This window comes from Kaistella treverensis (genome assembly GCF_900114045.1).
Classification (GTDB): Bacteria; Bacteroidota; Bacteroidia; order Flavobacteriales; family Weeksellaceae; genus Kaistella; species Kaistella treverensis.
In genome coordinates this window covers 650,313-677,182 of sequence record NZ_FORQ01000001.1, presented here as the reverse complement: position 1 = coordinate 677,182, position 26,870 = coordinate 650,313, and the positions used below count along the sequence as shown (strand labels likewise).

26 protein-coding genes are annotated in these 26,870 nt (G+C 38.7%); 20 read left to right on the top strand and 6 right to left on the bottom strand.

The window, feature by feature from the left end; translation table 11 throughout:
• Together BMZ55_RS03245 and BMZ55_RS03240 are read right to left on the bottom strand one after the other, a co-directional pair.
• On the bottom strand, window positions 1-975 hold the full coding sequence (locus BMZ55_RS03245) for an iron ABC transporter permease (RefSeq protein WP_089818597.1): 975 nt from the start codon (window positions 973-975) through the stop codon (window positions 1-3).
• Between the two features lie 79 nt (window positions 976-1,054).
• Window positions 1,055-1,624, bottom strand: coding sequence for a TlpA family protein disulfide reductase (locus tag BMZ55_RS03240; RefSeq protein ID WP_089818596.1), 570 nt, complete (start codon window positions 1,622-1,624; stop codon window positions 1,055-1,057).
• 32 nt (window positions 1,625-1,656) lie between these two features.
• Between BMZ55_RS03240 and BMZ55_RS03235 the strand changes: the two genes are divergently transcribed.
• From BMZ55_RS03235 to BMZ55_RS03140, 20 genes are all read left to right on the top strand, one after another.
• Window positions 1,657-2,781 (top strand): 2Fe-2S iron-sulfur cluster-binding protein, encoded by a 1,125-nt coding sequence (locus BMZ55_RS03235; RefSeq protein ID WP_089818595.1) that lies wholly within the window; start codon window positions 1,657-1,659, stop codon window positions 2,779-2,781.
• A 69-nt stretch (window positions 2,782-2,850) separates the two neighbouring features.
• The gene (locus BMZ55_RS03230; protein ID WP_089818594.1) at window positions 2,851-3,420 is read left to right on the top strand and encodes a SanA/YdcF family protein; all 570 of its coding nucleotides are present in this window, start codon (window positions 2,851-2,853) and stop codon (window positions 3,418-3,420) included.
• A 40-nt stretch (window positions 3,421-3,460) separates the two neighbouring features.
• Window positions 3,461-4,096, top strand: coding sequence for a uridine kinase (gene udk, locus BMZ55_RS03225; RefSeq protein ID WP_394332626.1), 636 nt, complete (start codon window positions 3,461-3,463; stop codon window positions 4,094-4,096).
• Window positions 4,097-4,099: 3 nt separating this feature from the next.
• Window positions 4,100-4,450 (top strand): FtsB family cell division protein, encoded by a 351-nt coding sequence (locus tag BMZ55_RS03220; protein WP_089818592.1) that lies wholly within the window; start codon window positions 4,100-4,102, stop codon window positions 4,448-4,450.
• 59 nt (window positions 4,451-4,509) lie between these two features.
• On the top strand, window positions 4,510-5,673 hold the full coding sequence (locus BMZ55_RS03215) for a methylmalonyl-CoA mutase family protein (RefSeq protein WP_089818591.1): 1,164 nt from the start codon (window positions 4,510-4,512) through the stop codon (window positions 5,671-5,673).
• Between the two features lie 145 nt (window positions 5,674-5,818).
• Window positions 5,819-6,190, top strand: a complete 372-nt coding sequence (locus BMZ55_RS03210; protein ID WP_089818590.1) for a GxxExxY protein — start codon at window positions 5,819-5,821, stop codon at window positions 6,188-6,190.
• Window positions 6,191-6,241: 51 nt separating this feature from the next.
• On the top strand, window positions 6,242-7,390 hold the full coding sequence (locus BMZ55_RS03205) for a THUMP-like domain-containing protein (protein WP_089818589.1): 1,149 nt from the start codon (window positions 6,242-6,244) through the stop codon (window positions 7,388-7,390).
• An 87-nt stretch (window positions 7,391-7,477) separates the two neighbouring features.
• Window positions 7,478-7,765, top strand: a complete 288-nt coding sequence (locus BMZ55_RS03200) for a hypothetical protein (RefSeq protein WP_089818588.1) — start codon at window positions 7,478-7,480, stop codon at window positions 7,763-7,765.
• 98 nt (window positions 7,766-7,863) lie between these two features.
• On the top strand, window positions 7,864-9,246 hold the full coding sequence (locus tag BMZ55_RS03195; RefSeq protein WP_089818587.1) for a dipeptidase: 1,383 nt from the start codon (window positions 7,864-7,866) through the stop codon (window positions 9,244-9,246).
• A gap of 108 nt (window positions 9,247-9,354) precedes the next feature.
• Entirely contained in the window at window positions 9,355-10,059 is a 705-nt protein-coding gene (locus BMZ55_RS03190) for an SDR family oxidoreductase (protein ID WP_089818586.1), read from the top strand.
• Between the two features lie 92 nt (window positions 10,060-10,151).
• The gene (locus BMZ55_RS03185; RefSeq protein ID WP_089818585.1) at window positions 10,152-10,895 is read left to right on the top strand and encodes an electron transfer flavoprotein subunit beta/FixA family protein; all 744 of its coding nucleotides are present in this window, start codon (window positions 10,152-10,154) and stop codon (window positions 10,893-10,895) included.
• 25 nt (window positions 10,896-10,920) lie between these two features.
• Window positions 10,921-11,868 carry an electron transfer flavoprotein subunit alpha/FixB family protein gene (locus BMZ55_RS03180; protein ID WP_089818584.1) on the top strand — a complete coding sequence of 316 codons (948 nt, stop codon included), beginning with the start codon at window positions 10,921-10,923 and terminating at the stop codon, window positions 11,866-11,868.
• Between the two features lie 155 nt (window positions 11,869-12,023).
• A complete protein-coding gene (locus tag BMZ55_RS03175; protein WP_089818582.1) occupies window positions 12,024-13,448 on the top strand; it encodes a sensor histidine kinase in 1,425 nt (474 codons plus the stop codon).
• Window positions 13,449-13,475: 27 nt separating this feature from the next.
• Window positions 13,476-14,069: a bifunctional nuclease family protein gene (locus BMZ55_RS03170; protein WP_039344216.1), complete on the top strand. Its 594-nt coding sequence runs from the start codon at window positions 13,476-13,478 to the stop codon at window positions 14,067-14,069.
• A gap of 15 nt (window positions 14,070-14,084) precedes the next feature.
• Window positions 14,085-15,344: a nucleoside permease gene (locus BMZ55_RS03165; RefSeq protein WP_089818580.1), complete on the top strand. Its 1,260-nt coding sequence runs from the start codon at window positions 14,085-14,087 to the stop codon at window positions 15,342-15,344.
• 83 nt (window positions 15,345-15,427) lie between these two features.
• Window positions 15,428-16,606, top strand: coding sequence for an acetyl-CoA C-acyltransferase (locus BMZ55_RS03160; protein ID WP_089818578.1), 1,179 nt, complete (start codon window positions 15,428-15,430; stop codon window positions 16,604-16,606).
• A gap of 99 nt (window positions 16,607-16,705) precedes the next feature.
• Window positions 16,706-18,193 carry an MFS transporter gene (locus tag BMZ55_RS03155; protein ID WP_089818577.1) on the top strand — a complete coding sequence of 496 codons (1,488 nt, stop codon included), beginning with the start codon at window positions 16,706-16,708 and terminating at the stop codon, window positions 18,191-18,193.
• Window positions 18,194-18,297: 104 nt separating this feature from the next.
• Window positions 18,298-19,224 (top strand): mevalonate kinase family protein, encoded by a 927-nt coding sequence (locus BMZ55_RS03150; RefSeq protein WP_089818574.1) that lies wholly within the window; start codon window positions 18,298-18,300, stop codon window positions 19,222-19,224.
• A 56-nt stretch (window positions 19,225-19,280) separates the two neighbouring features.
• On the top strand, window positions 19,281-20,174 hold the full coding sequence (locus tag BMZ55_RS03145; protein WP_089818572.1) for a UbiA family prenyltransferase: 894 nt from the start codon (window positions 19,281-19,283) through the stop codon (window positions 20,172-20,174).
• A 123-nt stretch (window positions 20,175-20,297) separates the two neighbouring features.
• Window positions 20,298-21,395: a pseudouridine synthase gene (locus BMZ55_RS03140; protein ID WP_233701876.1), complete on the top strand. Its 1,098-nt coding sequence runs from the start codon at window positions 20,298-20,300 to the stop codon at window positions 21,393-21,395.
• Window positions 21,396-21,533: 138 nt separating this feature from the next.
• Here BMZ55_RS03140 and BMZ55_RS03135 read toward each other — a convergent pair whose 3' ends face one another.
• The 4 genes from BMZ55_RS03135 to BMZ55_RS03120 all read right to left on the bottom strand — a co-directional run bounded on the left by BMZ55_RS03135 (window position 21,534) and on the right by BMZ55_RS03120 (window position 26,643).
• Window positions 21,534-23,672, bottom strand: coding sequence for a catalase (locus BMZ55_RS03135; RefSeq protein WP_089818570.1), 2,139 nt, complete (start codon window positions 23,670-23,672; stop codon window positions 21,534-21,536).
• Window positions 23,673-23,701: 29 nt separating this feature from the next.
• Window positions 23,702-24,259: a YciE/YciF ferroxidase family protein gene (locus tag BMZ55_RS03130; RefSeq protein WP_089818568.1), complete on the bottom strand. Its 558-nt coding sequence runs from the start codon at window positions 24,257-24,259 to the stop codon at window positions 23,702-23,704.
• 318 nt (window positions 24,260-24,577) lie between these two features.
• Window positions 24,578-25,318 (bottom strand): DUF3891 family protein, encoded by a 741-nt coding sequence (locus BMZ55_RS03125; RefSeq protein ID WP_089818566.1) that lies wholly within the window; start codon window positions 25,316-25,318, stop codon window positions 24,578-24,580.
• A 41-nt stretch (window positions 25,319-25,359) separates the two neighbouring features.
• A complete protein-coding gene (locus tag BMZ55_RS03120) occupies window positions 25,360-26,643 on the bottom strand; it encodes an NAD(P)/FAD-dependent oxidoreductase (protein WP_233701875.1) in 1,284 nt (427 codons plus the stop codon).
• Window positions 26,644-26,870 lie beyond the last annotated feature (227 nt).

The following is a 26,870-nucleotide window of genomic DNA, read 5'->3' as shown; positions in this document are numbered from 1 at the left end:
CTAAATTTTTCTGCTTTTCAACATCATCATTAAAATGACCGGGATCCCGAAAAGGGACGTAATTACATTCAAAGGAAATTGCGTCGATTCAGAAATGATGGAGAAAAATTCCATAATTAAAATTCCCAAAAGCATATTTAAAATCCACTGTTGCCAAAGTTTTGCCGGGTTGTAAATCATACGCGAAAAGTGCGGAACCACAATCCCTATGAATAAAATTGGACCTAAAAACGCCGTCACCGAAGCTGATAATAGCGACGATGAAATGATAATCAAAAATTTCAGCCTGCTTAAATTCACACCCAAACTTTGTGCATACGCCGAACCTAAAGAATTTCCAATTAATGGTTTAATGCTTTTAAAACTCAGCATCAATCCGAAGAGTACAATCGCAGATAAAATATAGATTTGGCTTGTGGAAACCTGGTTATTCGCGCCAAAACTCCAAAGAATATAATTTTTTAAACTTTGGTTTTCGGCGTAAAACTGCAAAATCGAAACTACCGCGCCCGCCAGAGCAGAAACCAAAAATCCGAAAATGATGAGGAAAGATTTATCCTGAAATTTGCCCGAAAATGCCAGTAAAATTAACATCAAAACCAAACTTCCGGCTATTGCGGAAATGCTGAGAAAACTGTTTTGAAGGAATTCCGGCAGCAGAAAATCATTTGAAAAAAAGATGTAAAACGCTACGCTCAAACTCGCCACCGACGTAATTCCCAAAACCGACGGTCCTGCCAGCGGATTTTGAAAATATTCCTGCAGCAAAAAACCGGAAGTTGGTATTGCCACGCCCGCTAAAAGCATTACGATAACCCGGTTTACGCGCAACAGCGCAATTTGCGAATTTTCAGAACTTGACGAGTAAAAATCAGAAAAATTTAAATTGAGAAATCCGATATTCAAATTCACCAAAAGTGAAATGATAATTCCAATAACCAATAATAAAGTCAGGATTTTAAAATCTTTCGTCATTGCTGAAGATTTCTCAATTTAAAAAATTTGGAGCAAAAACGGTCTTTTTTTTCAAAATGGCTTTACTGTTTTTGGGAAATTAATTAAAAGAATTTAATTTTTCGGTAAGCATTTCTTCGCTCATGGAACCTAAGGTTTCATCGGTTTTATCGCCTTTTCTCATCAGCGTAAACGGGATTGCGCCGCCGTCCCATTGCTTGAAATTTTTTGGAAAAAAATCCGGGGTAATTTTAGAACCGTCCAAAAGCACCACGTTCGGTGAAAGTTGAAATTTTTCTACGAATTTAGGTACCACTTCATCCCAATCCGAACGCTCATCAAGACTTACAAAAGTGAATTTTACTTTTTGGTCTTTCATCTCCGCCATTTTCGCTTTAAAATGCGGAATTTCCTTTACGCAAGGTCCACACCAGGTCGCGAAAAAATTAGTCACATACAAGGTGTCATTATTTTGCTTGCCCAGCATTTTCGAAGCTTCTTCGGGTGTCCATTCCACTTTATTGAAAGGTACTGCGGCTTCTACAACTTCGTTTGCCGGCGCTGTGGTTGAATATCCGGTAGCTGTATCGGTAGTTTCAGCAACTTTCGTTTCTTTGTTACACGACACAATTATGGTGAGAAGCAGTAAGCTGGAAATTAAATTTTTCATTTTATTTTTGTTATTTTTGAGTCATTAAAATCATGGAAAATCTCTCATCTAAGGCCCGACAAATAGAATTTCACAGGCTAAAATTAACGAAAAAGGAACAACTGACCAAAAGCATCTTTTCGCTGGAATTTGAAATTCCTTCGGACTTGAAAGCAAAATACACTTTTGAAGCCGGCCAGTATGTTTCATTAAAATTTTTGTGGAATGGTGAATCGATTCAGAAAGATTTTTCAATGACTTCAGCGCCTTTTGAAAAAAAAATCGCTTTAGGAATAAAAGTCAACAGCGACGAAAGTCCTGTTAATACATTGATTGAAAATATTAAGGTTGGGCGAGACGTTGAAGTTTCAGTGCCGCGCGGGCGTTTTACTTTGGTTTCAAAACCACACGAATTCCGGACAATTGTTGGTTTTGCCGGCGGAATTGGCATCACACCTATTTTAAGCCATTTTAAAAATATCTTGCACAACGAACCACGCACGCGACTTTTTCTGTTTTATGGAAACAAAACCGCGGCAGATGTTGCTTTTGGTGAAGAACTGGAACAATTAAAATTAAAATATCCCGAGCGTTTTGAAGTTTATCATTTCTTCTCCCGTGAAAAAGTCGGCAACGGGATTTATGAAGGCAGACTGGATGAAAAAAAAGTTGCGCTTATCATTAACCAATTTCTTTTGCTGGATGATACCGACGAAGAAAGCACGATTTGGGACGCCGTGGACGAAGTGCTGATTTGTGGTAAAGGTGAAATGATAAAATCTTTGGCAAACGCGTGTTACAAACACGGAATTCCGAAAAAAAATATTCATTTTGAGCTTTTTGAAGAATTTAACGAAGATATTTTTCCGGTTGAAAAAGAATTTCCTTTGCTTGAAAACATCGAAGTTGGATTTAAACTTCTGGGAATTCAGCACGAAACCACTTTAGCAAATAATAAAATGCGGCTTTTGCAGCAGCTTTTAATTCAGGGTTTTCCGGTGCCATATTCCTGTAAATCCGGAATTTGCGGCAGTTGCGAATGTATTTTGGAAGAAGGCGATGTTGAGTTGCTGGAAAATGAATATTTGACAAAAAAGGAGGAATCAGCCGGTAAAATTTTAGCGTGCATGTCGGTGGTTTTAAGTAAAAAAATTAAAGTAAATTTCGATTTGGTTTAAAGTGGTTTGAAGAAAATTTTAGACATAATAAAATCATTTTTCAGTTTGGTAGAAATTGGAATTTTGTTGATGATTCTCGCAAACATTTGGGTTTACGCGGTTACCAACGGACGAACTTATACCAAGATTTCTAAAATTCCGCCTCGCGAGACGGCTTTGGTTTTGGGAACTTCACCAAAAATGCGCTCCGGACTTTCCAATCCGTATTTTACTTCGAGGATGAACGCTACGGCGCTTTTATACCATCACGGAAAAATCCGGAAAGTCATTGTTAGCGGCGAAAAAAGCCGTGGTTACGACGAGCCTGCTGCGATGAAAAATTACCTTGTTTATCAGGAGGGCGTCCCGCCAAATATAATTATTGAAGATCCAAAAGGTTTTAAAACCCAGGCAAGCATAAAAAACTGCATGGAAGTGTATCACGAAAAAAATGTCATCATCGTATCGCAGGGTTTTCACAATTTGCGCGCTTTGTTTTACGCCAGAAATAACGGCATGAATGCGCTGAGCTTTGATGCGCAGGACGTTTTGGCAAATCAAAGTTATTACAGAAATCAGTCACGGGAATTTTTGGCTCGCGTTGTGGCGGTGATTTATTACATTTTCAACATCGAAAAAGATCCGATAAATCAGCTGTAAATTGTGGTGATTTCCGCGGAGATTTGGCGCAAAATCCTATATTTGTAAAAACAAATTTATGCTCGTTATAGGAATTGCTGGCGGAACCGGCTCCGGAAAAACCACTGTAGTCAACAAAATTTTACAGCAACTCAACACCGAAGGTGTAAACGTGCTTTCCCAGGATAATTATTACCATGACAACCAGCATCTTACCTTATCCGAAAGGGAAATGCTGAACTACGATCATCCGAAATCCATAGATTTCGAATTGCTCATAAAACACGTAAAAGCTCTGAAAATGGGCAAAAGTATCGACCAGCCTTTGTATTCTTTTGTAACGCATTCGCGAACCGGTGATCATGTTTCCATTGAACCGAGAAATGTGTTGATTGTCGAAGGAATTTTGGTTTTAACGAATCCTGATCTTTTAAAAGAATATGACTTAAAAGTTTTCGTTCATGCAGATTCTGATGAACGACTTATTCGCAGGATTCGTCGGGATACGCAGGAAAGAGGTCGCGATTTGCAGGAAGTTCTGCACCGTTATCAGACGACTTTGAAACCGATGCATCAGGAATTTATTGAACCATCGAAAAATGAAGCTGACCTTATTGTGCCGAATATGAAGCAAAACACGGTAGCTATTGATTTTCTTTCCACCGTCATCAACAATACGCTGAAAAAAACACATTAAAAAATGGAAGATTTAATTAAAGAAATCAAGCCGAAATCAGCCGGTATGAAATTCTTTCAAAAGTTTGTCATCAATAAATATTTTGTGACCATTTTTTTGTTCTTGGTTTGGATGGTGTTTTTTGACAGCACGTCTTTTTTGGTTATCAATGAACTGAATGGCGAGGTTAATAAATATGAAGAGCAGCTCACTTATTACCAGTCGGAGTACAAAAAAAACGACGATTTTTACAAAAAGCTGATGAATAATAAGGAAGAGAAGGAAAAATTTGCGCGCGAAAATTATTTCATGAAAAAGCCGAACGAAGAAATTTTTATTTTGGTTGTCGACAGCGCGAATGCCGTAAAAAAATAAATTAGAACAATTTTTTGGCTGCAAAATGAAGGTTTTTTTGTGAATTTATAAAGTAAAATATGTTTGAAAAAGTAGCGCTGCAGGATTGGGAAAATCTGGTTAAAAAGCAGCTAAAAACCGACGATATTTACAAGGTTTTGTCCAAAGACAATCTAGAAAATATTACCGTAAAACCATATTACGACACGGTTGAAAATCCGTTACCGAATTTACCAAAAGTTGAAGAATCGACCCATCTAGTTTCGAAATATCATGAAAGTGCGGAAGAAAATGTTTTCGCTTTTCTGCTCGACGAAAACGTGGAAGATTTAACCGAAAAAGTAATTTTCGTAAATAATGCCGATTTAGCTGAACATATTTCGCTGGAAGACAGCAACCGTTATTTTTCGCTGATCGATATTTTTTCCGGTGAAAGTGGTGAAATTAACGAGCAATTGGGCAGAGAACTTTTAGCGAAAAATTTCGAAAGAAATATTGCAATTGATATTTCGCTGCACCAAAATGCTGGCGCTTCAATAGTCCAGCAACTTTCAATTGCTTTGGGAAAAGCTAAAGATGTGGTAGAAATTTTTGGTGCAGAAATTCTATCAAAATTAGTTTTCAAAGTAGCTGTCGGCAGCCATTACTTTTTCGAAATTGCAAAAATTCGGGCTTTAAAGCTGCTTTTTTTTCAGTTTAGCAAAGCGTATAATTTAGAAGAAATTCCGTTTATTTTTGTCGAAACTTCCCTTCGAAATAAATCGAAAGCTGATCCGGAAAATAATTTAATACGTTCGACTTTAGAACTTTCCGCTGCGATGATCGGTGGTGCTGACGCAGTTTTCAGCAACGATTATCAGCTTGAAAAGTCCGATTCGGTTTCCGAGGAAATTTCGTTTAAACAGCAAATCGTTTTGGCGTATGAAAGCATAATTAATGTTTTCGACGACGCGGCAAACAGCAGTTATTTTGTGGAAGATGTCACGCAGCAACTCGCAACAAAATCGTGGCAAGCATTTCTGGAAATGGAAGAAAATGGCGGTTATTGCGCACTTTTGAAAAGCGGAACGCTTCAAAACGCAATTTACGAACACGCGGTAAAAGAACAAAATTGGGTGGAAGAGGGTAGAATAAAAATCGTCGGTGTGAATATGTATCCGAAACTGGAAAAGAAAAAATCTGCGGAAGAAATGTATTCAAACACCGAAATTAAGGCGGTTCGTTTAGCGGAAATGTTTGAATAATTTCTAGCAGAATGTCGCCACGAATGCACGAATATTTTTTGCTACAATGCACGATTCTTTTTGAATAGTCTAAAATTAATGCTTTGAAAGCATATTTTTCTTGGATTAGGTAAAATTTATATGTTGAAAATCTAAAACTTTTTCGATGGGGATTTTTTACAAGGAAGAATCTTACAAAATAATTGGAATCTGCATGGAAATCCATAATTATTTAGGTTTTGGATTTTCTGAAATAGTTTATAAAGATGCAATGCAGATCGAATTTCTTCGTTCAGAGGTTCCGTTTGAAAGAGAAGTGAAATATGAAATTGAGTACAAAGGAATTATTTTGCCGCACGTATTTTATGCCGACTTTGTGGCATATGACAAAATAATTCTGGAAATCAAAGGCAAAAAAGAAATTGCAGATACTGACATTGCGCAAGCTATCAACTATTTGAAGGTTTCTGAAAATAAATTAGCATTAATTATAAATTTTGGCGAAGAAAAACTGAATTATAAAAGGATTGTCTTATAATTTTTACGACCATTATTTTCAACTAAGTAAAATTCGTGCATTCGTGGCAATATGAAAAATATTCTTAAAAAAGAAATACAGGATTATATCAATGCAAATCTCACCAGCGATTTGCATTCTTTATTGCTGAAAAAATCGCCGTTTCCCGAGGTTTCGATGCAGGAAATTGTGCAGCAGATTAAAGGTAAAAAAGTTGCGCAGAAAAAATTTAATTTTTTGCTCAAAGAAGGTGTTATTTTTCCACCGAACTTAAATTTGGAACAGGCGTCTTCACAAGCAACGGCGGAATTTAAAGCTAAAAATCTTTCCGGGAAAAGCTTTGTTGATTTAACTTCAGGTTTTGGAATTGACGCTTACTTTCTTTCCCAACATTTCGATGAAATTATTTTGGTGGAACAAAATTCGGGACTGCTTGAAATCGTGAAGCATAATTGGAAAATTCTGGGCAAAAAGGCCGTTTTTTTTAATAATTCTTTAGAACAGTTTATAGCGGAAAATCAGCGGAAATTCGATTTGATTTATCTGGACCCAGCACGTCGCGATGCGCAGAAAAACAAAAAATTTCTGCTCGAAGATCTTTCGCCGAACCTTTTAGAAATTCAGGAAAATCTGCTCAAAATAGCACCGAAAATTTTGGTGAAACTTTCCCCGTTGATCGATATTTCCTATCTGATTTCAGTGCTTAAAAATATTTCGGAAATTCAGATTATCGCAGTTAGAAATGAAGTGAAGGAACTTTTGGTTGTTTTGGAGCCGGAAAAAAATTTGGTTTCACCGGAAATAATTTGTACTAATTTAGAAAGCGAAGACGCAAATTTTTCATTTAATTATGACGAAGAAAAATCGGCAGTTTCAGCTTTTTCAGAACCATCAAAATATATATACATCCCGAATAACGCGGTTTTAAAATCGGGTGGATTTAATATTTTTTCCGAAAAATTAAATGTGCTGAAACTCGCGCCAAACACGCATTTTTACACATCAGATAATTTGATCGAAAATTTTCCGGGAAGAGTTTTAGAAGTGGAAATCATTGATTCAAAGCAAATAAAAAAAGGTGAAAGTTTCAATATAATTTCTAAAAATCACCCGCTTTCGCCGGAAGAAATTAAAAAGAAATACAAAATTAAAGATGGCGGCAGCCGCTATTTAATTTTCACCCAAACGCAAAAAAATAAAATTATTTTAAAGTCTATTTAGAAAATACTGAAATTTCTTGGGAAAAATGGTAATATTTCATACTTTTGGAGCAGTAAATTTTTAAAGATACATCTTAATCAATTAGATATGAAAAAAGTTATTTTAGGCGTTGCGATTGCGGGTTTGGTGATGAGTTGCCAGAAAATTCAGCCAGGCGGCAACAAGGCAATTTTGCAGATGGAGGAAGGTACGGAGCATTACGGTTACGATATGGTGACCAATACGCCATCTACCGCGGTGAAAAGCACCAAAACCACAGCAGAACTTCCGGCAGGTGATTCTTTGCGAACTGCGACTATCGGCGCAGTGGAAATCTCAAAAGACAGCACACAGCAGACAACGCCCGCAGAACCTGCTGCTACAGAAACGAAATAACCATTATTGGAATATATTAAGGAAATGTCTTGCTTCTGCAGGACATTTTTTTTATTTTTACAAGATTCGTGAAACATTAAAAATTTAATAAAAATATAATGCAGGAAACATTAAATTACATTCAGGAAAATAAGCAGCGTTATGTAGATGAACTTTTCGAGTTATTGCGAATTGCTTCCATCAGCGCCGATCCGGCTTATAAAGATGAAGTGCTGAAATGTGCTGAGGAAGTTGCCACTTTCTTGAAAGAAGCCGGTGCCGATGCCGTGGAAGTTTGTCCTACAATAGGTTACCCGATTGTTTACGGCGCAAAAATCACCGATAAATCTTTGCCTACGGTTCTTGTTTACGGCCATTACGATGTGCAGCCGCCGGATCCGCTGGAACTTTGGAAAAAACCACCTTTCGAGCCTTACATTGAAAAAACCGAACTTCACCCTGAAGGCGCTATTTTTGCACGCGGTTCTGCGGATGACAAAGGCCAGTTTTTCATGCACATTAAAGCTTTTGAAGCGATGATGAAAACCGATACTTTGCCGTGTAACGTGAAATTTGTTTTCGAAGGTGAAGAGGAAGTTGGCTCCAAAAATCTTGAAGGTTTTGTTAAAGAAAATAAAGAGAAATTATCATGTGATGTTATTTTAATTTCCGATACGCACATTTATTCTAATGAGCAACCGACGGTTACCACAGGTTTGCGCGGTTTAAGCTATGTTGAAGTTGAAGTTGAAGGTCCGAACCGCGATCTGCATTCCGGGCTTTATGGTGGTGCGGTTCCGAACCCAATTCATGTGTTGTCTAGAATGATTGCAAATTTAATCGACGAAAACGGTCATATTAAAATCGATGGTTTTTACGATAATGTGGAAGAGGTTTCTACGGACGAGCGCGCGGAAATGAACAAACTAAAAGACAATCCGGAAAGCTTTAAAAAATCAATTGGTTTAAGTGGAGTAGAAGGCGAGACAGGTTTTACCACTTTAGAAAGAACCTCGATTCGTCCCACGTTAGACTGTAACGGAATATGGGGCGGTTATATTGGTGAAGGCGCCAAAACTGTAATTCCGTCCAAAGCATTTGCGAAAATTTCAATGCGTTTGGTTCCTTATCAAACTCCGGACGAAATCACCGAAAAATTCACTGCTTATTTCAACAAAATTGCGCCAGACAACGTGAAAGTAAAAGTTACACCGCATCACGGTGGAATGCCATACGTTTTGCCAAGCGACACTAAAGAATTTGCAGCCGCGAAAAAAGCCATGGAAACTGCTTTTGGTAAAGAAGTTTTACCCTACCGTAGCGGTGGTAGTATTCCGATTACCGCCATGTTCGAACAAGTTTTAGGTTCAAAATCGGTATTGATGGGCTTTGGTTTAGATTCCGACGCGATACATTCGCCAAATGAACATTACGGACTTTACAACTTCTATAAAGGAATTGAAAGCATTCCGCTGTTCTTCGAAAATTATGCGAAAGGATAATTATAAAAAAAACGCCTGAAATGGGCGTTTTTTTTCAATTTAACTTTAAACTAAAATGAAAAAATATGCCGTTAAAAGGGCAAATTTTCAAACTTTAAAAAAAATATTATGGAAAATAAAGTCGCTTATATAACAGGTGGAACAAAAGGAATCGGTTTGGGAATTGCGCAGGTACTGCACGATCACGGAATAACTGTTGCAATTTCAGCACGAAATAATGAAGACGCGCTGAATGTTGCTGCAGAATTGTCATCAGCTGATGCTCCGGTTTTTGGTTTGAGTTCCAACGTTCGAAATTTTGAAGATGAAGAAAAAGCAGTTGCGGAGATCGTCAATAAATTTGGGAGAATCGATTATGTGATCGCCAACGCGGGCGTAGGAATTTTCAAACCGGTTGATGAACTTTCGCTGGACGATTGGTCTGCGATGATAGACACCAACCTGAACGGAATTTTCCACACGCTGAAAGCTTCGGTGGAAGAACTGAAAAAATCTGAAGGATATTTCATTACAATTTCCAGCCTTGCAGGCACAAATTTTTTCGAAAAAGGTGCCGGTTATAACGCTTCGAAATTTGGTGCGGTCGGTTTTACACAAGCTGCGATGATAGATCTTCGAAAATATAATATCAAGGTTTCTACGATTATGCCGGGTTCGGTTGCAACGTATTTTAATGGGCATACCCCATCCGATGCCGACAGCTGGAAAATTCAGCCTGAAGACATCGGTCAGCTGGTTTTAGATATTTTAAAAATGAATCCGCGCACCTTACCGAGCAAGATTGAAATTAGACCTTCAAAACCAAACAGTTAATTATGTAATCAATATTAAATATTAAATGTACTATGCATGCATAATATATTTTTTATTTATCTTAGCAAAACTTAAAACAAAATAATTCGCACATGAAAATATTAGTTTGTATCAGTAGTGTTCCAGATACTACGTCTAAAATTAATTTTACAGCAGATAAAACTGCTTTCGACAAAAACGGCATACAGTGGGTGATTAATCCGTTGGATGAATTTGCGCTTACAAAAGCCATTAAATTACAGGCAAATGGCGCTACAGTAACGGTTTTAAATGTTGGTGAAGCTTCTACCGAAGCAGTTATCAGAAAGGCTTTGGCAATTGGTGCGAATGATGCAATCCGCATAAATACCGAGCCAAAAGACAGTTTTTCTGTAGCTAAAGAAATTGCACGTGTTGCTAAAGACGGCAATTATGACCTTATTCTTTGTGGTAAAGAATCCATCGATTACAACGGCGGTTCAGTTCCGGGAATGGTTGCGCAGTTATTGGATCAGCCTTTTGTTAATGCATGTGTTGGTTTAGAAGTTAACGGTGCTGAAGCAACTGCAATCCGTGAGATTGAGGGTGGTAAAGAAACCATTTCGGTAAAACTTCCGGCGGTTATCGCGGGGCAGAAAGGTATGGTGGATGAAAAAGACCTGATTATTCCTAACATGCGCGGAATTATGTCGGCAAGAACCAAACCTTTGCAGGTTTTGGAGCCCGTAAGCACTGAAGTTCGTGTTGAAGCGGTTTCGTACGATTCAGTTCCGGCAAGAGCTGCGGTGAAAATGATTTCTGCGGACAACCTGGACGAACTGGTAAGATTACTTCACGAAGAAGCGAAAGTAATTTAATTTTAAATTTTTAAAAACACCTAAAATGGCAATATTCGTATACGCTGAAAATATAAACGGTATTTATAAAAAAGCAGCTTTTGAAGCAGTTTCTTACGCAAAATCAATCGCTGAGAAAAACGGCGAGTCTGTAACTGCGGTTTCAATAAACCCAACTGACTCTTCCGAGCTTTTATATAAATATGGCGCGGAAAAAGTTCTTAATATCAAAGATGAAGGTCTGAAAAACTTCAGCGCAAAAGCTTACGCACAGGCGATGAATGAAGTGGCAGAGGGAAACATTATCGTTTTCCCTCATACAACAGACGCCTCTTCGGTAGCACCAATGCTGGCGGTGATGAAAGATTTTTCATTAATCACCAACGCATTGGAAACTCCGGAAAGTCTTTCACCTTTTCAGGTAAAAAGACGTGCGTTTTCCGGTAAAGGCGTGATGCACGCAAAAGCTGATGCTTCCGGTGTAATCGTAACGGTTTCTCAAAACGCTTTCGGCGTGAAAGAAAATCCGGTTGCAGGTTCCGAAGAAGTTAAAGATTTAGCAGTAACTAATGAAGACACCAAAGTCTTGTCGCATGAACAAAGCTCCGGAAAACTGGACTTGAAAGAAGCGGAAGTCGTAGTTTCTGCCGGTCGTGGAATGAAAGGTCCGGAAAACTGGGGAATGATTGAAGATTTAGCAGCAACTTTAGGCGCAGCTACGGCTTGTTCAAAACCTGTTTCGGATATCGGATGGCGTCCTCACTCTGAGCACGTGGGCCAGACCGGAAAAGCAATTTCACCAAATCTTTATATCGCCGTTGGTATTTCAGGTGCAATCCAGCATTTAGCTGGGGTGAACTCTTCAAAAACCATCGTGGTGATAAATAATGATGCGGAAGCACCGTTCTTCAAATCTGCGGATTATGGAGTAGTTGGGGATGCTTTCCAGATTATACCGGAATTAAATGCAAAAATTAAGGCTTTAAAAGGCTAAAATTTTCTATTTTTAATAATGAATAAAACGCTGGAATTGCTCCGGCGTTTTTTGTGCTTAAAAATATCCGGTTAAAAATAGGTTTTTTTTACTATTGCTAAAAAAATAGTACATTTACTAAAGAAGCAAATATATTAACTGATTAAATATAAACAATGGGAATGTTCGTTTGGAATATGGCAATTTCATTCCAGATATTGTTTATTATTTTAAGCAGTGTAATTTTCGCCTATCTGCGCGACAAAACTTTCAGATATTACATGCTTTACAACAGTTTTCTGCTGTTGTATCTGTTAACGCGCGACGATTATACGTACTTCACTTTTGAATATTGGGTGGCAGATTTTCTTGGTTTTAGAAATGCCGAGGTATTTACGCATATTCTGAACTTTTTTATTCAGATTATCTTTTACCATTTTTACTCGCTTTTTGCCCTTCATTTTCTGGATTTAAACCGACTAACGAGGAAATATTTTTTCACGGTGGTGAAAATTTTACGGGCTTTATTGCTGTTTTTTTTCGTTTTCGGCATTATCACGTATTACTTAACAGACTCCGATCTGTATATTTCGCTGTACACTTTCCTGTATTTGCCCGTTATGCTGACGATATTTGTGATTACGGTGATAAAAGCGTCAAAATATTCCGACAAACACAAGCATTTTTTTCTCATTGGGGTTTGCGCGTACGTAACTTTTGCGCTGACTTCTTTCATCGGAAGTTTTGTTCCGTCGCTTAATATTCCTCTTCCGATGGCGTTTTTTTACACCGGAATTGCGATTGAAACCATATTTTTTAGCCTCGGGCTCGCTTATAAAGTGAAACTCATTAATGATGAAAGAAACCGCGTACGGAATCTGGTGACGCGCCATAAACATCAGCAGCATATTACAAAACTACAGGGCTTGCTTGAAGGTGAAGAAACCGAAAGAAAACGTTTGGCACAGGAACTTCACGATGGAATTGCTGGCGATCTGTCGGCAATAAAATATAATTTGAACAATTTGAAAGTCGAAAATAGAATTTCGGAAAAAACCGAACTTTTAGACGATATTTTAGTCACCATCGATAAATCCTGCCGGCAGATCCGCGAAATTTCTCACAATCTTTCGCCGTCTTCAATTGCTAATTTTGGTCTTTTTGGCGCCACAGAAATCCTCTGTAAAAACATTGAACAGCTGTATCACATTAAAATAAATTTTACCTTCCCCGAAGAGAAACTGGAACTTGCTAAAAAGACCGAAATTCATGTTTACCGGATCATTCAGGAATTGCTGAATAACGTTGTAAAACATTCCGAAGCAAAAACCGCCAGCGTCGAAATTTTATATAACGAGCCATACTTGCTGATTACGGTAAAAGACGACGGAAAAGGCTTTGACGTCCATGCCGTTTCCAACGGAATTGGAATCAGCAATATTCTTTCGCGCGTGCGATTTTTAAATGCGAGGCTGAAAAGAGAAAGCAGTCCAGCGGGCACGCAGTTTATGATTACCGTTAATTTAAACCAGTTTCCGGAAGACTCAGAAGCGGAAAATTCCGCCAAAAATGCATTAAAAACCGCGAAAAAAAATTCTTAATCTAAAAAATCAATTATATTTGTACTTATGGATTATAAAAAACTAACCATTCGCGGAATTTCGTACAGCCAGACGCAATCCGGTGCTTATGCACTGCTTCTGGAACACGAAGAAAGCAATGTAAAACTTCCTGTAGTCATAGGTAATTTTGAAGCGCAGGCGATCTCGCTCGGTTTAGAAAAAGATATTCACCCGCCGCGCCCGCTAACGCACGATTTGTTCTCGAAATTTATTTCTTCAGCTAATTACGAAATCACTTCGGTGATCATTTATCAGATTATCGACGGTGTTTTTTTCTCCAACATCAATTTTAAAAATAAAGAATCCAACGAAGAATTAATTATGGATGCGCGCACTTCCGACGCCGTAGCGATGGCGGTCCGTTTTGAAGCACCAATCTACACAACTCAGCAGGTTTTAAGCGAAGCCGGTATTTTGCTGGAACTTGAAGATGTTTCAAAACAGGATACACCTTATGAAGAGGTTTCGGAAGGAAATTTATCGAGTTTAACGCTCGAAGATTTACATAAACTTCTGGAAGATGCCGTAAAAGATGAAGATTTCGATGCTGCACTGGAAATCCAGGAGGAAATTAAGCGTCGCAAAAAGAAAATAGACTAATATCACAACGATTATATGAATTTAAAATTACGTCTTACCGTTCTGTCTTTTCTGCAATTTTTTGTTTGGGGCGCGTGGCTTATCACCATTGGAGTTTATTGGTTCGGTACAAAACAGTGGGGTGGAGAAGAATTTGGGAAGGTTTTTGCTACTTTAGGAATCGCTTCGCTTATTATGCCCGCTATTACCGGAATCATCGCCGACCGTTGGATCAATGCAGAAAAACTCTTCGGAATACTCCATATTTTGTACGGAATCACCTTGTGTTTTTTACCGTCGGTTACTTCACCGGACAATTTCTTTTGGGTGATGCTATTGGCAATGATGTTTTACATGCCGACCATTTCACTTTCGAATTCCATTGCATATTACATTCTGAAAAATAACAATTATGATGTGGTGAAAGTTTTCCCGCCGATTCGGGTTTGGGGAACTATTGGTTTCATCGCCGCGATGTGGATTACCAATTTAACAGGTAATAAAGATTCCGGCTCTCAATTTTATATTGCCGCTGTTGTCGCGATTTTTTTAGGAATTTACGCATTTACTTTACCGAAATGTCCACCGCAAAATTTAATTCCGGAAGATGCACCATTATCTGAAAAGTTAGGCTTAAATGCTTTTTCGCTGTTCAAAGATTACAAAATGGCGCTTTTCTTTTTGTTCTCAATGTTTTTAGGTGCGGCGCTTCAGCTTACCAATATGTACGGCGATACCTATCTGTCGGATTTCGGAAAAATACCGGAATATGCTGACAGTTTTGTGGTAAAAAGATCAACTTTAATCATGTCCATCTCGCAGATTTCAGAAACACTGTTTATTTTGGCAATTCCATTTGCTTTAAAAAGATATGGTATTAAAAACGTAATGTTGATTTCAATGTTTGCCTGGGTTTTACGTTTCGGTTTCTTCGCCTATGGTGGACCGGAAGGTTTTGGTTTAGGTTTGATAATTCTTTCATGCATCGTTTACGGAATGGCGTTCGATTTCTTCAATATTTCAGGTTCACTTTTTGTTGAAACCACTACTGATTATAAAATTCGATCTTCAGCGCAAGGCCTTTTCATGATGATGACCAACGGTTTTGGTGCTATTATGGGAAGTTTGCTTAGCGGCTGGCTTATTCAGGAATTTTTCACCCACGAAAACGGTGATAAAATGTGGCATGAAATCTGGCTGGTTTTTGCGGCGTACGCGTTGGTTATTGCGCTGCTATTTAGTGTAATGTTTAAGCATAAACACGATCCGAAAGCTGTTGCAGATTTAACACATTAATTTATTTCCCCTTATAACACACTTTTTTCAAAGTGTGTTTTTTTTTGTAATTTGGCGAAATCTAAAATTTAAAAATAAATCAAATGAAAGAAGTATTCATCGTATCTGCAGTGCGGACTCCAATGGGAAGTTTCCTTGGAAGTTTAGCTGATGTTCCTGCAACAAAACTAGGTTCAACTGCGATTAAAGGTGCTTTAGATAAAATTAATCTTGATCCGCAACAGGTTCAGGAGGTTTATATGGGAAATGTTTTACAGGCTGGCGAAGGTCAGGCTCCTGCAAGGCAGGCTGCGATGGGCGCAGGTTTGTCTAATGAAACACCAACAACCACTATCAACAAAGTTTGTGCTTCCGGAATGAAAGCGGTAATGATGGCTGCTCAGTCCATTAAAGCTGGTGATCAGGATGTAATCGTAGCCGGCGGAATGGAAAATATGTCTTCAGTTCCGCATTATTTTAACGCGAGAAAATCGACCAAGTTAGGTGATGTAAAAATGGTGGACGGAATGGTCCATGATGGTTTAACAGATGTTTACGGAAAAGTTCACATGGGAGTTTGCGCTGAAAAATGTGCCGCAGAACATGGTTTTTCGCGAGAAGATCAGGATAATTTTGCAATTGAATCTTACAAAAGATCTGCAAAAGCCTGGAGCGAAGGTAAATTTTCTGATGAAGTGGTGCCGGTAGAAATTCCGCAAAGAAAAGGTGATCCGAAAATTTTCAGCGCAGACGAGGAATTTAAAGCTGTTAATTTCGAAAAAATTGGCACTTTAGCAACCGTTTTTCAAAAAGAAAACGGAACTATAACTGCTGCAAACGCTTCAACATTAAACGACGGCGCCTCTGCGTTGGTTTTGATGTCAAAAGAAAAGATGGAGGAGTTAGGTCTAAAACCTCTTGCCAAAATTATCTCTTACGCTGACGCTGCGCACGAACCGGAATGGTTTACCACCGCACCGTCGAAAGCGTTGCCAATTGCTTTAAAGAAAGTAAATATGAAACTTTCCGACATCGATTATTTCGAGTTCAATGAAGCTTTTTCGGTTGTAGGTTTAGCTAATAACAAAATTTTAGGTCTTGATGCTGCGAAAGTAAACGTAAACGGCGGCGCGGTTTCTTTAGGTCACCCGCTTGGAAGTTCTGGTTCCAGAATTATTGTGACTTTAATTAATGTTTTAAAACAAAATAACGGTAAATACGGTGCTGCTGCAATTTGCAACGGTGGAGGCGGCGCTTCAGCTATTGTAATTGAGAATTTATAAACAATAAGCACCTAATAATCAAACCATTAAGAATTACTGTGGATTTTTTCCGCAGAATCTTAATGGTTTTGTTATTTTTGTTACAATAATTTTAAAATAATGCCGGAAAAAGAAGATTTACCTCCTCAAAATATCAAGAACAATCCGAAAATCATGAAAGCCTGGGCACTGTACGACTGGGCAAATTCGGTGTATTCTTTGGTTATTACGTCAACCATTTTTCCAATCTATTATTCCATTCTCACCACCGCTTCTGAAAAAAGCGAGTATGTGGCGGAAACAGGTCAATGGATAAAGGTTCCGGTGCGGCACATGATATCAATTTTTGGTAAAGAATATCAACCCGACGCGATTTATGGTTATTCACTCACCATTTCATTTTTAATCGTGGTTTTACTTTCGCCGTTTCTATCGTCGTTAGCGGATACCATCGGTAATAAAAAATCATTCCTTCAGTTTTTCTGTTATCTCGGTTCAACTTCATGTATGGGACTGGCGATGTTTACCGGCATGGAAAACGTCTTTTTAGGTTTGCTTTTCAGCATTACCGCAAGTGTAGGTTTCTGGGGAAGTTTGGTGTTTTATAATTCCTTTTTACCGGATATTGCAACGCCCGACAAGCAGGATGCGCTGTCGGCCAAAGGTTACGTTTATGGCTATCTGGGGTCCGTGGTGCTTGTAATTATTTGCCTTGTGCTTATTCAGGTTTTTGCGAAAAATGCCGAAGAAGCCAAAACTTATACCCGAATTTCTTTCCTTTTAACCGGCGCGTGGTGGTTTGTTTTTGCACAATATACCTTTAAACATTTACCGCAATTCGGCAATATTAAAGAACAGCTGCCGAAAGATTTGGTTTTGCTGAACTACAAAAACATTTTTAAAAAGCATGAAGAGCAGGGCGGATTTTGGGAGGTTTTAAAGGATAATTTTCATTTTTATCTGGACATTGGCCGTCAGAGTTTCCGCGAACTTTTCAAGGTTGGAAAAACATTATTTGAAGACCGAAATCTAAAGTTTTTCCTGTCCAGCTTTTTCTTTTACAGTGTCGGCATGCAAACCATTTTCCTTATGGCAACGCTTTTCGGTAAAAGCGAAATCAATCTGGAGCAGGACCGGCTTATTATGGTTTTGTTGCTTATTCAAATTGAAGCCATCATTGGAGCGCTTTTTTTCTCCTGGTTATCGCGAAAAATCGGCAACAAAAATGTAATTTCCATCGCAATTGCTTTGTGGATTGTCGCTTGTCTTTCTGCATTTTATCTGAACAAAGAAAACCCGAATGTTGAATATCAGTTTTACGGAATTGCCGCTATTATTGGTTTGGTGATGGGCGGTCTGCAGGCAATGTCACGCTCTACATACTCGAAACTTCTGCCGGAAAACAGCATGGATAACACTACGTATTTCAGTTTCTATGATGTTTTGGAAAAAATCGCAATCATTATCGGAACATTTATTTTTGCCACGATGATTGAGCAATATCACAATATGCGCTTCGCGGCACTGTCAATGACGTTGTTTTTTGCGATCGGACTTATTCTAATTCGCTTTTTAAAATTAAAATCGAATAATAAAGCTGCGGTTTAATAACTGACATTCAACATCTTTGGCTTAAGTATTGTTAGTTGAATAGCAATTTCTAATCAAATTTTTTGTAATTTTGCATCAACACAATTGAGCAGTTTAAATTAATGGCAAATTCTTTATTTTACGCGAAAGTCCTCCTTTTTGGAGAGTACGGTATCATCGAAAATTCTCACGGATTGACGGTGCCTTACAGCTTTTATAAAGGAACACTGAAGTTTTCCCATTTAAGCAGCGATTTCGAAAAAAAATCGAACCTTTCCCTTCAGAAATATTCTGATTATCTCACGAAATTAGACCTGCCAAAATCTTTTCTACTCAATATTTCAGAACTAAAAAAAGACATCGAAAAGGGCCTTTTTTTTGATTCTAACATTCCGCAGGGTTATGGCGTAGGAAGCTCCGGTGCCATGGTTGCAGCAATTTTCGAAAGATATTCTAAAACTGATTTTACACCTGACAATATTTCCAAAGATCAACTGATGAATCTGAAAAGAGTTTTCGGTGAAATGGAAAGTTATTTCCACGGAAAAAGTTCGGGTATCGATCCGCTGATTTGTTACATGAATCTACCGATTCTTATCGAAAGCAAAGAGAACGTAGATAAAGTGTCAATTCCCGCTAGTCAGGAAGGAAAAGGAGCTATTTTCCTTATTGATTCCGGAATGACCGGCGAAACCGGCCCGATGGTGCAGATTTTCTTTGAAAAAATGAAAACCGAAGGTTTCCGCAAAACCATGAAAGAAGAGTTTATTCGCTATAACAACGCCTGTATCGATGCATTTTTGAAAAAAGAAATGACGCCGCTCTTCAAAAACTTAAAAAGTCTTTCGGTGTGGGCTTATGAACACTTCAAACCGATGATTCCCGAAAGCATTTATAAAGCCTGGAAAAACGGTCTGGATACCAACGCATATTATCTAAAACTGTGTGGCAGCGGCGGTGGTGGCTATATTCTTGGTTTTACAAAAGACTATAAGAAAGCCGAAAAGATGCTGGAAGGTTTTCATAAAGAAGTCATTTACAGGTTCTAAAAATTCGAGCCAAAAAAGCCACAAAATATGTATTTACCTAAGTGACTTTCCGGCGCATGAGAAATCCTTTGGTTTACCGCTTATCGCAGTTTATCGCCTTTTTAATGGGCGCTAAAGTATTCGTTACTTTACTTTTAACATTCGCTTTATACGTTTCCACTTTTTTTCTGTTTAACCAGGAAGAAAGCCTGCGCGAATTTGTTTTTGATCTGCGTGTTCACGGGATTATTTTCTGCACTATTTTAAGCGTTTTAGCGGGCGGAATTATCAACCAGTTTTACGACCGCGAAAAAGATCAGATCACAAAACCCTTCCGAACGAAACTGCAGAATTTCCTGAAACAGAAATACTTTCTGTACGCGTACTTGGTTTTAAACATATTTTCACTTACGCTGGCGGTACTTATTTCAGAACTTGTTTTTGTTTTTTTCCTGATTTACCAGTTTTTGATGTGGTTTTACAGCCACAAACTCAGCAAAATTCTGGTGCTGAACAACATCACATTTGTCGGACTCACGCTGTATCCGTTTTTCGGCATGCTCGTTTATTACCGAACGCTGTCGCTGTACATCATTTTGCTTTCGGTTTTTATCTTTTTGATGCTGCTCATCATCGACATTATAAAAGATACACTCACCAAAAACGCGGATAAAATTTTCGGTTACGCCACGATTCCAAATTCGTTCTCTCAAAAAATTACCCGCTATTTGCTCGTTTTTTTGCTGATTTCTGTAATGGTAACCTGCGGTTGTATTATTTATATTAAAGGTTTGGGTTCCATAATGAGCTATTATTTTGCTATCAGTATTTTGGTGCAGATTGTTTCGGTTTTTCTGATTTTAATTAAAGTAAAAAATGGCAAATTCCTCAATTTAAATTTAATGAGGATTTGGATTTTTATTGGAATTCTCGCCATGCTCGCGAACGGTATTAAAAGTTATTTCTTCTAATAATTTCGAAAAATACAGTCTAAAAAGGGCAGAATTTTTGGTTTTAATGAATTTCACTTCTCAAACATTACAACAAATAATTTAAAAAATAACGTATCTTTGCAGATAAAATTTTTCGGAAAAATGAGCAGAGACAGCAACGGTAATAAAAAAGCACGCATTAGCAAAATTTCTAACAAAGGAAGTTCTGCAAAACCGAGTGTGACAAAGTCTGCGCGACCACGTGCTGAAAAACCTGTAGAAAAACAGGAAGCAAAAGAACCGAAAGCGCCAAGAGAACCGCGCCTTTTATCGCAGTCTGAAGCAAAATCTTACGAAAAAACTTTCAACAAACCGGCTTCCCGAAAAATGGGGAAAAGAATCGGGAAATCTTTTGATTCTAGTTCAAAATTGGAAAAAACTGGTGACAAAAAGCCATACAAAAAACCTTTTGTTCCTGTAGATCAAGCTGAAAAAACACGTTCATATGTACAGAAAAGAAGGTTCGATAAATTAGCAAAAGAAATTCCGAAAGAATCCATCCGTTTAAATAAATACATCGCGAATTCCGGCATTTGTTCACGTCGTGAAGCTGATGAACTCATCACGCAGGGACTTGTTCAGGTGAACGGTCAGGTAGTGACTGAAATGGGCTATCAGGTTCAGAAAACCGATAAAGTAATTTTTGACGGTCAGGGGATTACACCGGAAAAACCGGTTTATGTTTTATTGAATAAACCAAAAGGCTACATTTCTACGACCAAAGATGAAAAAGCACGGAAAACCGTAATGGATTTGGTAGCTAACGCTTCGCCGTACCGCTTATTTCCTGTCGGCAGACTGGACCGTTCAACCACGGGCGTAATTTTGCTTACCAATGACGGTCATATGACGAAAAAGCTTACGCATCCGTCATTCCAAATGAAAAAGATTTATCACGTGAGTTTGGACCGGAAACTTGACCGTGCAGACCTTAACGCAATTGCGGAAGGAATCCGTCTGGAAGAAGGCATCGCAGAAGTTGATAATATTTCCTACATCGAAGGAAAACCGAAAAACGAAGTCGGCATCGAGCTTCACATCGGCTGGAATAGAGTAGTACGCCGAATTTTCCAAAAATTGGGTTACGAAGTTGAACTTTTAGACCGCGTAATGTTCGCCGGTTTAACGAAGAAAAATATCAAGCGTGGTCACTGGAGAATCCTCACGGATCTGGAAGTGAACAATTTAAAAATGCTTTAAAAATTCGGAGCTAAAACGACCTTTTTTGTGGATTTGCAAAAAGGGATTTTTGTGCCAATAACACGGAATTTTTTAAAACCATATTTTCATCAAAATAAAAAGAGACTTTTTTCAAAGTCTCTTTTTTAATTTAAAAATTTACGCTGGTACTTTCGGATTTTCCTCACGGTCCCAGAAACGGTGCAGTTTGATATTTTCTACCAGTTCCGCTAAATCTCCGTTCGTAGTAACACCTTTCGCCGGTAGTTTTACTTCCGGAATTGCTTTATTTAAAAAATCAGAAGCGTCTTCAGCTGTTGCTATTGGCTTACAATGTTTATAAGCTTCTGCTACGAAATGCAGCGCATCCGGATTTCCAGCAAGCGTTTCCGTACTGTTTCCACCAGCGACATACACTGCATCAAAAACTACCGAAGCAGCCGTTAGCAAACTTTCATCAATCGGATATTCATCGCCCGAAATTGTTTTTACAAAACCGTGGTGCGGCGCCACGACAAAAACCATCGCACCCAAATCACAAAGCTGTTTTTTAACTTTTGTAAAAGCTTCATCGTTCACCCCATCTGCAGTTAAGATAGCAATTCTTCGCGCAATAATATCCGTTGGCAATTTAGTCGCCATACTTAGTGATGGCGCGTCACTCAACGGAAGTTCATTTTTAAATGAATGATAATGTTCTAGATTTGCACCTGCCGGAATTCCGTCCGTAATCGGCTGCGATAATCTTTCCGGTGTTAGACCTAAATTTTTCCCCACGATTTGTGAAAGTTCTTCATTAACTTCTAACAGCATATTCACCACACGCTGACGGATCGGAACAATTTTCACTTTTCCTAACTCAAACGAAAACGCATTTTGAATGTGTCTTTTTTCAGCATCAGACATGCTTTGGTAAAACAAAGCCGGTTGGCTGAAATGATCGAAGAAACTTTTGCTGCGCTGACGGATTTTTGATGCATCGATGCGTTCTTCAAACGATGAAAATCCACCTTCCGAAATCATTGCCTGGAACGGACAGCCGCCTCCAATCGAATTTGGACTATAAGACACTTTTCCTTTGTTAATCTGCATTCTGTGCATTCCGTCTCGCTGGTTATTTGTAACTTCAGGAATGGATTTATTAATTGGAATTTCATGGAAATTCGGCCCGCCTAATCTGGAAATCTGCGTATCTGTATAAGAAAATAGTCGTCCTTGAAGTAGCGGATCGTTAGTAAAATCGATGCCTGGAACCAAATGTCCGGGGTGGAAAGCAACCTGTTCAGTTTCAGCAAAAAAGTTATCTGGATTTCTGTTTAAAGTCATTTTTCCGATGATTTCTACCGGAACCATTTCTTCCGGAATTAATTTCGTCGGGTCCAGAAGATCGAACGGAAATTTATGCTCGTCTTCCTGCGCCACAATCTGCACCCCGAGTTCCCATTCGGGGTAATGGCCTTCATCAATCGCTTCCCAAAGATCGCGTCGGTGATAATCCGTGTCTTTTCCGGCGATTCTTTGCGCTTCGTCCCAAGCGAGACCTAAAACACCTTGTTTTGGTTTCCAGTGAAATTTTACAAAATGCGACTTTCCTTCATCATTAATAAATCTAAAAGTGTGAATACCAAACCCTTCCATGGTTCGTACACTACGTGGGATACCGCGGTCGCTCATTTTCCAAATTACGTTGTGCATGGTTTCCGGCATCAAAGAGACAAAATCCCAGAAAGTGTCATGTGCTGACGCCGCTTGTGGGATTTCATTGTGTGGTTCGGGCTTTACAGCATGTACCAAATCCGGAAATTTAGTCGCATCCTGAATAAAAAATACCGGCATATTATTTCCTACCAAATCATAATTTCCTTCCTGAGTATAAAATTTCACTGCAAATCCGCGCACATCTCTCGGCATATCTGTAGAACCTCTCGATCCCTGTACGGTGGAAAAACGGGCAAATACCGGTGTTTTAATGGAAGTATCATTCAGAAATTTTGCTTTTGTATATTTTCCCATCGGTTTGAACAGCTCGAAAACGCCATGTGCGCCGGAACCTCGTGCGTGCACAATTCTTTCCGGAATTCTTTCGTGGTCAAAATGCGTAATCTTTTCACGCAGTATAAAATCTTCCAAAAGCGTCGGTCCGCGGTCACCGGCTTTTAAGGAATTCTGGTCGTCATTTATTTTTAATCCCTGGTTGGTGTTTAAAAATTCACCCTGGTTATCAGTCGTATACTTGCCGAGCTGTTCTTTCTTCGGATTAGCTCCGTTTTCAAATGGTTCACTTTCGTTTATTTTCATCTTGTTTTTTTTTAATGTTTGGTGGTTTGCTAAACAGCGTTCAGGTCTTTTGATTGAAGTTTTCCGTCTACAGCTTGAGAATTTAAGTTGGTATCCGCAATGTAGCTCAGTAAAGAGTCAGACTTTTTTTCTTCACCTAAAGTTCGGAGCAGTAAATCCAAAGCAGTTCGTTCATTTAAAGTTTTCGCAAAAGCAGCTAAAGTTCCGTAAGATGCAATTTCGTAATGTTCCACTTTTTGCGCGCTTGCAATAATTCCGGCGTCGCGAACCGGACCTTCCACGGTAGAATTCATCACCTCATTTCCTTCGGTAATAATTCCTTCAATTGCCGGACATTTTTTGCCTTCTGCTTTTTCGCCGAGCGATTCAAAAACCATTTCCAGACGCACAACCTGTTCTTTGGTTTGCGCTAAATGATCTTTAATTGCGGTTTTTAGTTTTTGGTTGGTTGCCTGCTCGAACATTACTGGCAAAGTTTTCACGAGCGCATTTTCTGCATAGTAAATGTCTTTCAGACTGTCGAGAAAAAGTTCCCGAAGTGTGCCTGCTACTTCTGATTTTTGTGCTGGTTTTTTCTTTGTTTCCATTATTTGTGAATTTATTTGGTGTTAAAAAGCTATTTTTTTGCGTTTCTTCCTTTGATTTTAAACAGCTGAAGTTTTCGAATTTCCGAAGAAAGTTTAAGCAAAACACGGAACAATTTTTAAACCAAGTTGGTGCTGTTTCTTTAATTTAGATTACGACTAATTAAAGAACTGCATGTTTGTAAAATCAAAGCAAAAAAAACGCCGCTAAAACAGCAATATTTTTCGATTTGATGAACTTAAACAAAATAGAAAAAAGTGCTCATTTAGCTCCGAAAAAATTTAAATAAATATTTTAAAACGAGTTACGCCGAAAAAATTTTATTTTGTAAACGTAAATTCTTCCCGCTGAACCGGTGTTTTTTCGCAAAGTTCATTAAACTCTTCAATCGAAGAAAACTGCAGCTGTTCGATAATTTTATATTCGTAAAAAGCTTTGAAAGTCTCGTTTTTAAAAATCCACGGTTCTACGCCGATTAAATTCTCGCCTTTATAAAAAGTTTGATTCACCACACCGTCCGGACCTTCAGAAATCTCCATTTTTCGGCCTTCCGGCTGAATTTTATCCATGCAGATCAGCAAAGAAAATGCGTCGCACCATTCCACAAAGCGGTAAAGCCGTTCCGCATATTTTTGGTCTATGCTCAAAGATTTCAAAATATCCCGACGGTTTTTTTCCTGCTCTTTCAGGAAATTTTTCAGGTTTTCATCTTTTTTCCGTTCTTCTTCACCAAAGACAAAATCAATGTGCATCGATGTTAAAAGCGCGTTCAGCTGGCTTTTTGCAGTAGCAAGTTCCATCACGCTTAATTTCTGCTTAATATCGGTTTTTTTCTTGCCGTCGTCTATTGCAAAATGTCGTGGTGCTCCGGCTTCCGTAAGGTTTTTACTTTGCTGTGTTTCTGCGGCGCCGTCGTCGTGTTCCGCAATTGCAATCAGCGTTGGAACCATAATGTCATTCGGTAAATCAATATCATATTGGTACGCCAACATCGCTGCCAGCAAACCGTGCGAACGTTGATTGATGATTTTCCAGCCTTTTTGGTGAGAAGTGACGATCATTTTTAATTATTTAGAAAAGTTCAGACGGTAAAAATATGCCGTTATTCCTCGGTATTTTTTGGTTTTGTCCGAACGATGAAACGCAGCGCCATATCTTTGGTGAAATATGCGGTCGTCCAGTTATACAGCGTGCTGATGCGGTTCCGGTAATTGATAAGCGAAAGCAGGTGAATAAAAAGCCACATTGCCCAGGCGATAAAACCGGAAAAAAACATTTTGGGTTTCGGAAATTCGGCGACTGCTTTATTTTTGCCGATGATCGCCATCGAACCTTTGTCGTGATAGCTGAAAGGTTTTGGCGTTCCCTTTTGAAAACGTTCTAGAAAGTTTTCAGCTAAATTATCAGCCTGTTGAATCGCGACCTGAGCAACCTGCGGATGACCTTCCGGAAAATTCGGATCGACGTTCATTAAACACGTGTCTCCAAGAGCAAAAATATCATCGAAGCCGACGAGTCTGTTGTAAGCATCAACAATTAATCTTTTTCCGCGGCCATAAGCTTCCTGCGGTAAACCTTTGAAAATAATGGCAGTGACACCCGCTGCCCAAATTAAATTTTTTGTCGGAATAGATTCGCCGTTTTTAAATTGAACAGCTTCATCTATAAACTCGGTGACCATGGTATTGAGCTTAATTTTAACGCCCATCTCGGTCAGTTTTTTATAAGTGTATTGCTGCGATTTTTCGCTCATCGGCGTGAGTACAGCGTTTAAACCATCGACAAGATAAATCTCACCGCCGGCACCTTTCAGCTCAGGATAATCTTTGGCAATGATATTTTTTTTCATTTCGGCAAACATTCCGGAAATTTCCACGCCAGTCGGACCGCCGCCCGCAACCACAACGGTTAACAATCTTTTGCACTGTTCCGGATCGGTTTCGCGCGATGCCATTTCCAGCCGTTCCAATAAAGTGTTCCGCATGGAAAGCGCATCCGACACGGTTTTCATTGGTATTGCGTTTTCTTCAATACTTTTGATTCCGAAATAATTCGTGACGCAACCGCTTGCTATAACCAAATAATCATACGAAACTTCGCCGGTGGAAAGCATCACTTTTTTTTCTGCGGGAAAGATTTCTTCAAGCTCACCCAGTCTGTACCGAAAATTTTTCTTTCCGCGGAAAAGTAGTCTGTAAGGATAGCAAATGCTGGACGTTTCCAAATATCCCGTGGCAACCTGATAAATTAAAGGTGGAAAGAAATTGTAATTGTTTTTGTCCACCAGCGTGATTTCAAAACCGGGTTTATCAGCAAGCTTTTCAGCGAGGTTTACGCCAGCAAAACCACCGCCGATAATCAGTATTTTTTTTCGGTCCATACTCATTTTAAATTTTTTTTAAATAAAATTTTTACCTGCTTTAAGGGGAAATTTTTTTAAGAAGTAAAGGTTAAAACGTAGCTTGAAAATATCCGTGTTGTTTAAGGTAATTTTCCTTTTTTAGCTTGAAAACGGTTTTAAAAATCATCATACTTTATGCCATTTCCTGGCGAAATAAAAATAATGTTTTACTATTCAGCACATTATGTTTCGACATTTTAAGAAAATTCAGT

What these genes read in the sequence shown, in the direction of transcription:
- BMZ55_RS03130 (WP_089818568.1), bottom strand. Translation starts at nt 24,259, where the DNA reads ATGGAAACAAAGAAAAAACCAGCACAAAAATCAGAAGTAGCAGGCACA.
- BMZ55_RS03155 (WP_089818577.1), top strand. Translation starts at nt 16,706, where the DNA reads ATGCCGGAAAAAGAAGATTTACCTCCTCAAAATATCAAGAACAATCCG.
- BMZ55_RS03190 (WP_089818586.1), top strand. Translation starts at nt 9,355, where the DNA reads ATGGAAAATAAAGTCGCTTATATAACAGGTGGAACAAAAGGAATCGGT.
- BMZ55_RS03160 (WP_089818578.1), top strand. Translation starts at nt 15,428, where the DNA reads ATGAAAGAAGTATTCATCGTATCTGCAGTGCGGACTCCAATGGGAAGT.
- BMZ55_RS03220 (WP_089818592.1), top strand. Translation starts at nt 4,100, where the DNA reads ATGGAAGATTTAATTAAAGAAATCAAGCCGAAATCAGCCGGTATGAAA.
- BMZ55_RS03175 (WP_089818582.1), top strand. Translation starts at nt 12,024, where the DNA reads ATGGGAATGTTCGTTTGGAATATGGCAATTTCATTCCAGATATTGTTT.
- BMZ55_RS03245 (WP_089818597.1), bottom strand. Translation starts at nt 975, where the DNA reads ATGACGAAAGATTTTAAAATCCTGACTTTATTATTGGTTATTGGAATT.
- BMZ55_RS03135 (WP_089818570.1), bottom strand. Translation starts at nt 23,672, where the DNA reads ATGAAAATAAACGAAAGTGAACCATTTGAAAACGGAGCTAATCCGAAG.
- BMZ55_RS03140 (WP_233701876.1), top strand. Translation starts at nt 20,298, where the DNA reads ATGAGCAGAGACAGCAACGGTAATAAAAAAGCACGCATTAGCAAAATT.
- BMZ55_RS03120 (WP_233701875.1), bottom strand. Translation starts at nt 26,643, where the DNA reads ATGAGTATGGACCGAAAAAAAATACTGATTATCGGCGGTGGTTTTGCT.
- BMZ55_RS03195 (WP_089818587.1), top strand. Translation starts at nt 7,864, where the DNA reads ATGCAGGAAACATTAAATTACATTCAGGAAAATAAGCAGCGTTATGTA.
- BMZ55_RS03235 (WP_089818595.1), top strand. Translation starts at nt 1,657, where the DNA reads ATGGAAAATCTCTCATCTAAGGCCCGACAAATAGAATTTCACAGGCTA.
- BMZ55_RS03240 (WP_089818596.1), bottom strand. Translation starts at nt 1,624, where the DNA reads ATGAAAAATTTAATTTCCAGCTTACTGCTTCTCACCATAATTGTGTCG.
- BMZ55_RS03170 (WP_039344216.1), top strand. Translation starts at nt 13,476, where the DNA reads ATGGATTATAAAAAACTAACCATTCGCGGAATTTCGTACAGCCAGACG.
- BMZ55_RS03150 (WP_089818574.1), top strand. Translation starts at nt 18,298, where the DNA reads ATGGCAAATTCTTTATTTTACGCGAAAGTCCTCCTTTTTGGAGAGTAC.
- BMZ55_RS03165 (WP_089818580.1), top strand. Translation starts at nt 14,085, where the DNA reads ATGAATTTAAAATTACGTCTTACCGTTCTGTCTTTTCTGCAATTTTTT.
- BMZ55_RS03200 (WP_089818588.1), top strand. Translation starts at nt 7,478, where the DNA reads ATGAAAAAAGTTATTTTAGGCGTTGCGATTGCGGGTTTGGTGATGAGT.
- BMZ55_RS03205 (WP_089818589.1), top strand. Translation starts at nt 6,242, where the DNA reads ATGAAAAATATTCTTAAAAAAGAAATACAGGATTATATCAATGCAAAT.
- BMZ55_RS03125 (WP_089818566.1), bottom strand. Translation starts at nt 25,318, where the DNA reads ATGATCGTCACTTCTCACCAAAAAGGCTGGAAAATCATCAATCAACGT.
- BMZ55_RS03185 (WP_089818585.1), top strand. Translation starts at nt 10,152, where the DNA reads ATGAAAATATTAGTTTGTATCAGTAGTGTTCCAGATACTACGTCTAAA.
- BMZ55_RS03230 (WP_089818594.1), top strand. Translation starts at nt 2,851, where the DNA reads ATGATTCTCGCAAACATTTGGGTTTACGCGGTTACCAACGGACGAACT.
- BMZ55_RS03215 (WP_089818591.1), top strand. Translation starts at nt 4,510, where the DNA reads ATGTTTGAAAAAGTAGCGCTGCAGGATTGGGAAAATCTGGTTAAAAAG.
- BMZ55_RS03180 (WP_089818584.1), top strand. Translation starts at nt 10,921, where the DNA reads ATGGCAATATTCGTATACGCTGAAAATATAAACGGTATTTATAAAAAA.
- BMZ55_RS03145 (WP_089818572.1), top strand. Translation starts at nt 19,281, where the DNA reads ATGAGAAATCCTTTGGTTTACCGCTTATCGCAGTTTATCGCCTTTTTA.
- BMZ55_RS03210 (WP_089818590.1), top strand. Translation starts at nt 5,819, where the DNA reads ATGGGGATTTTTTACAAGGAAGAATCTTACAAAATAATTGGAATCTGC.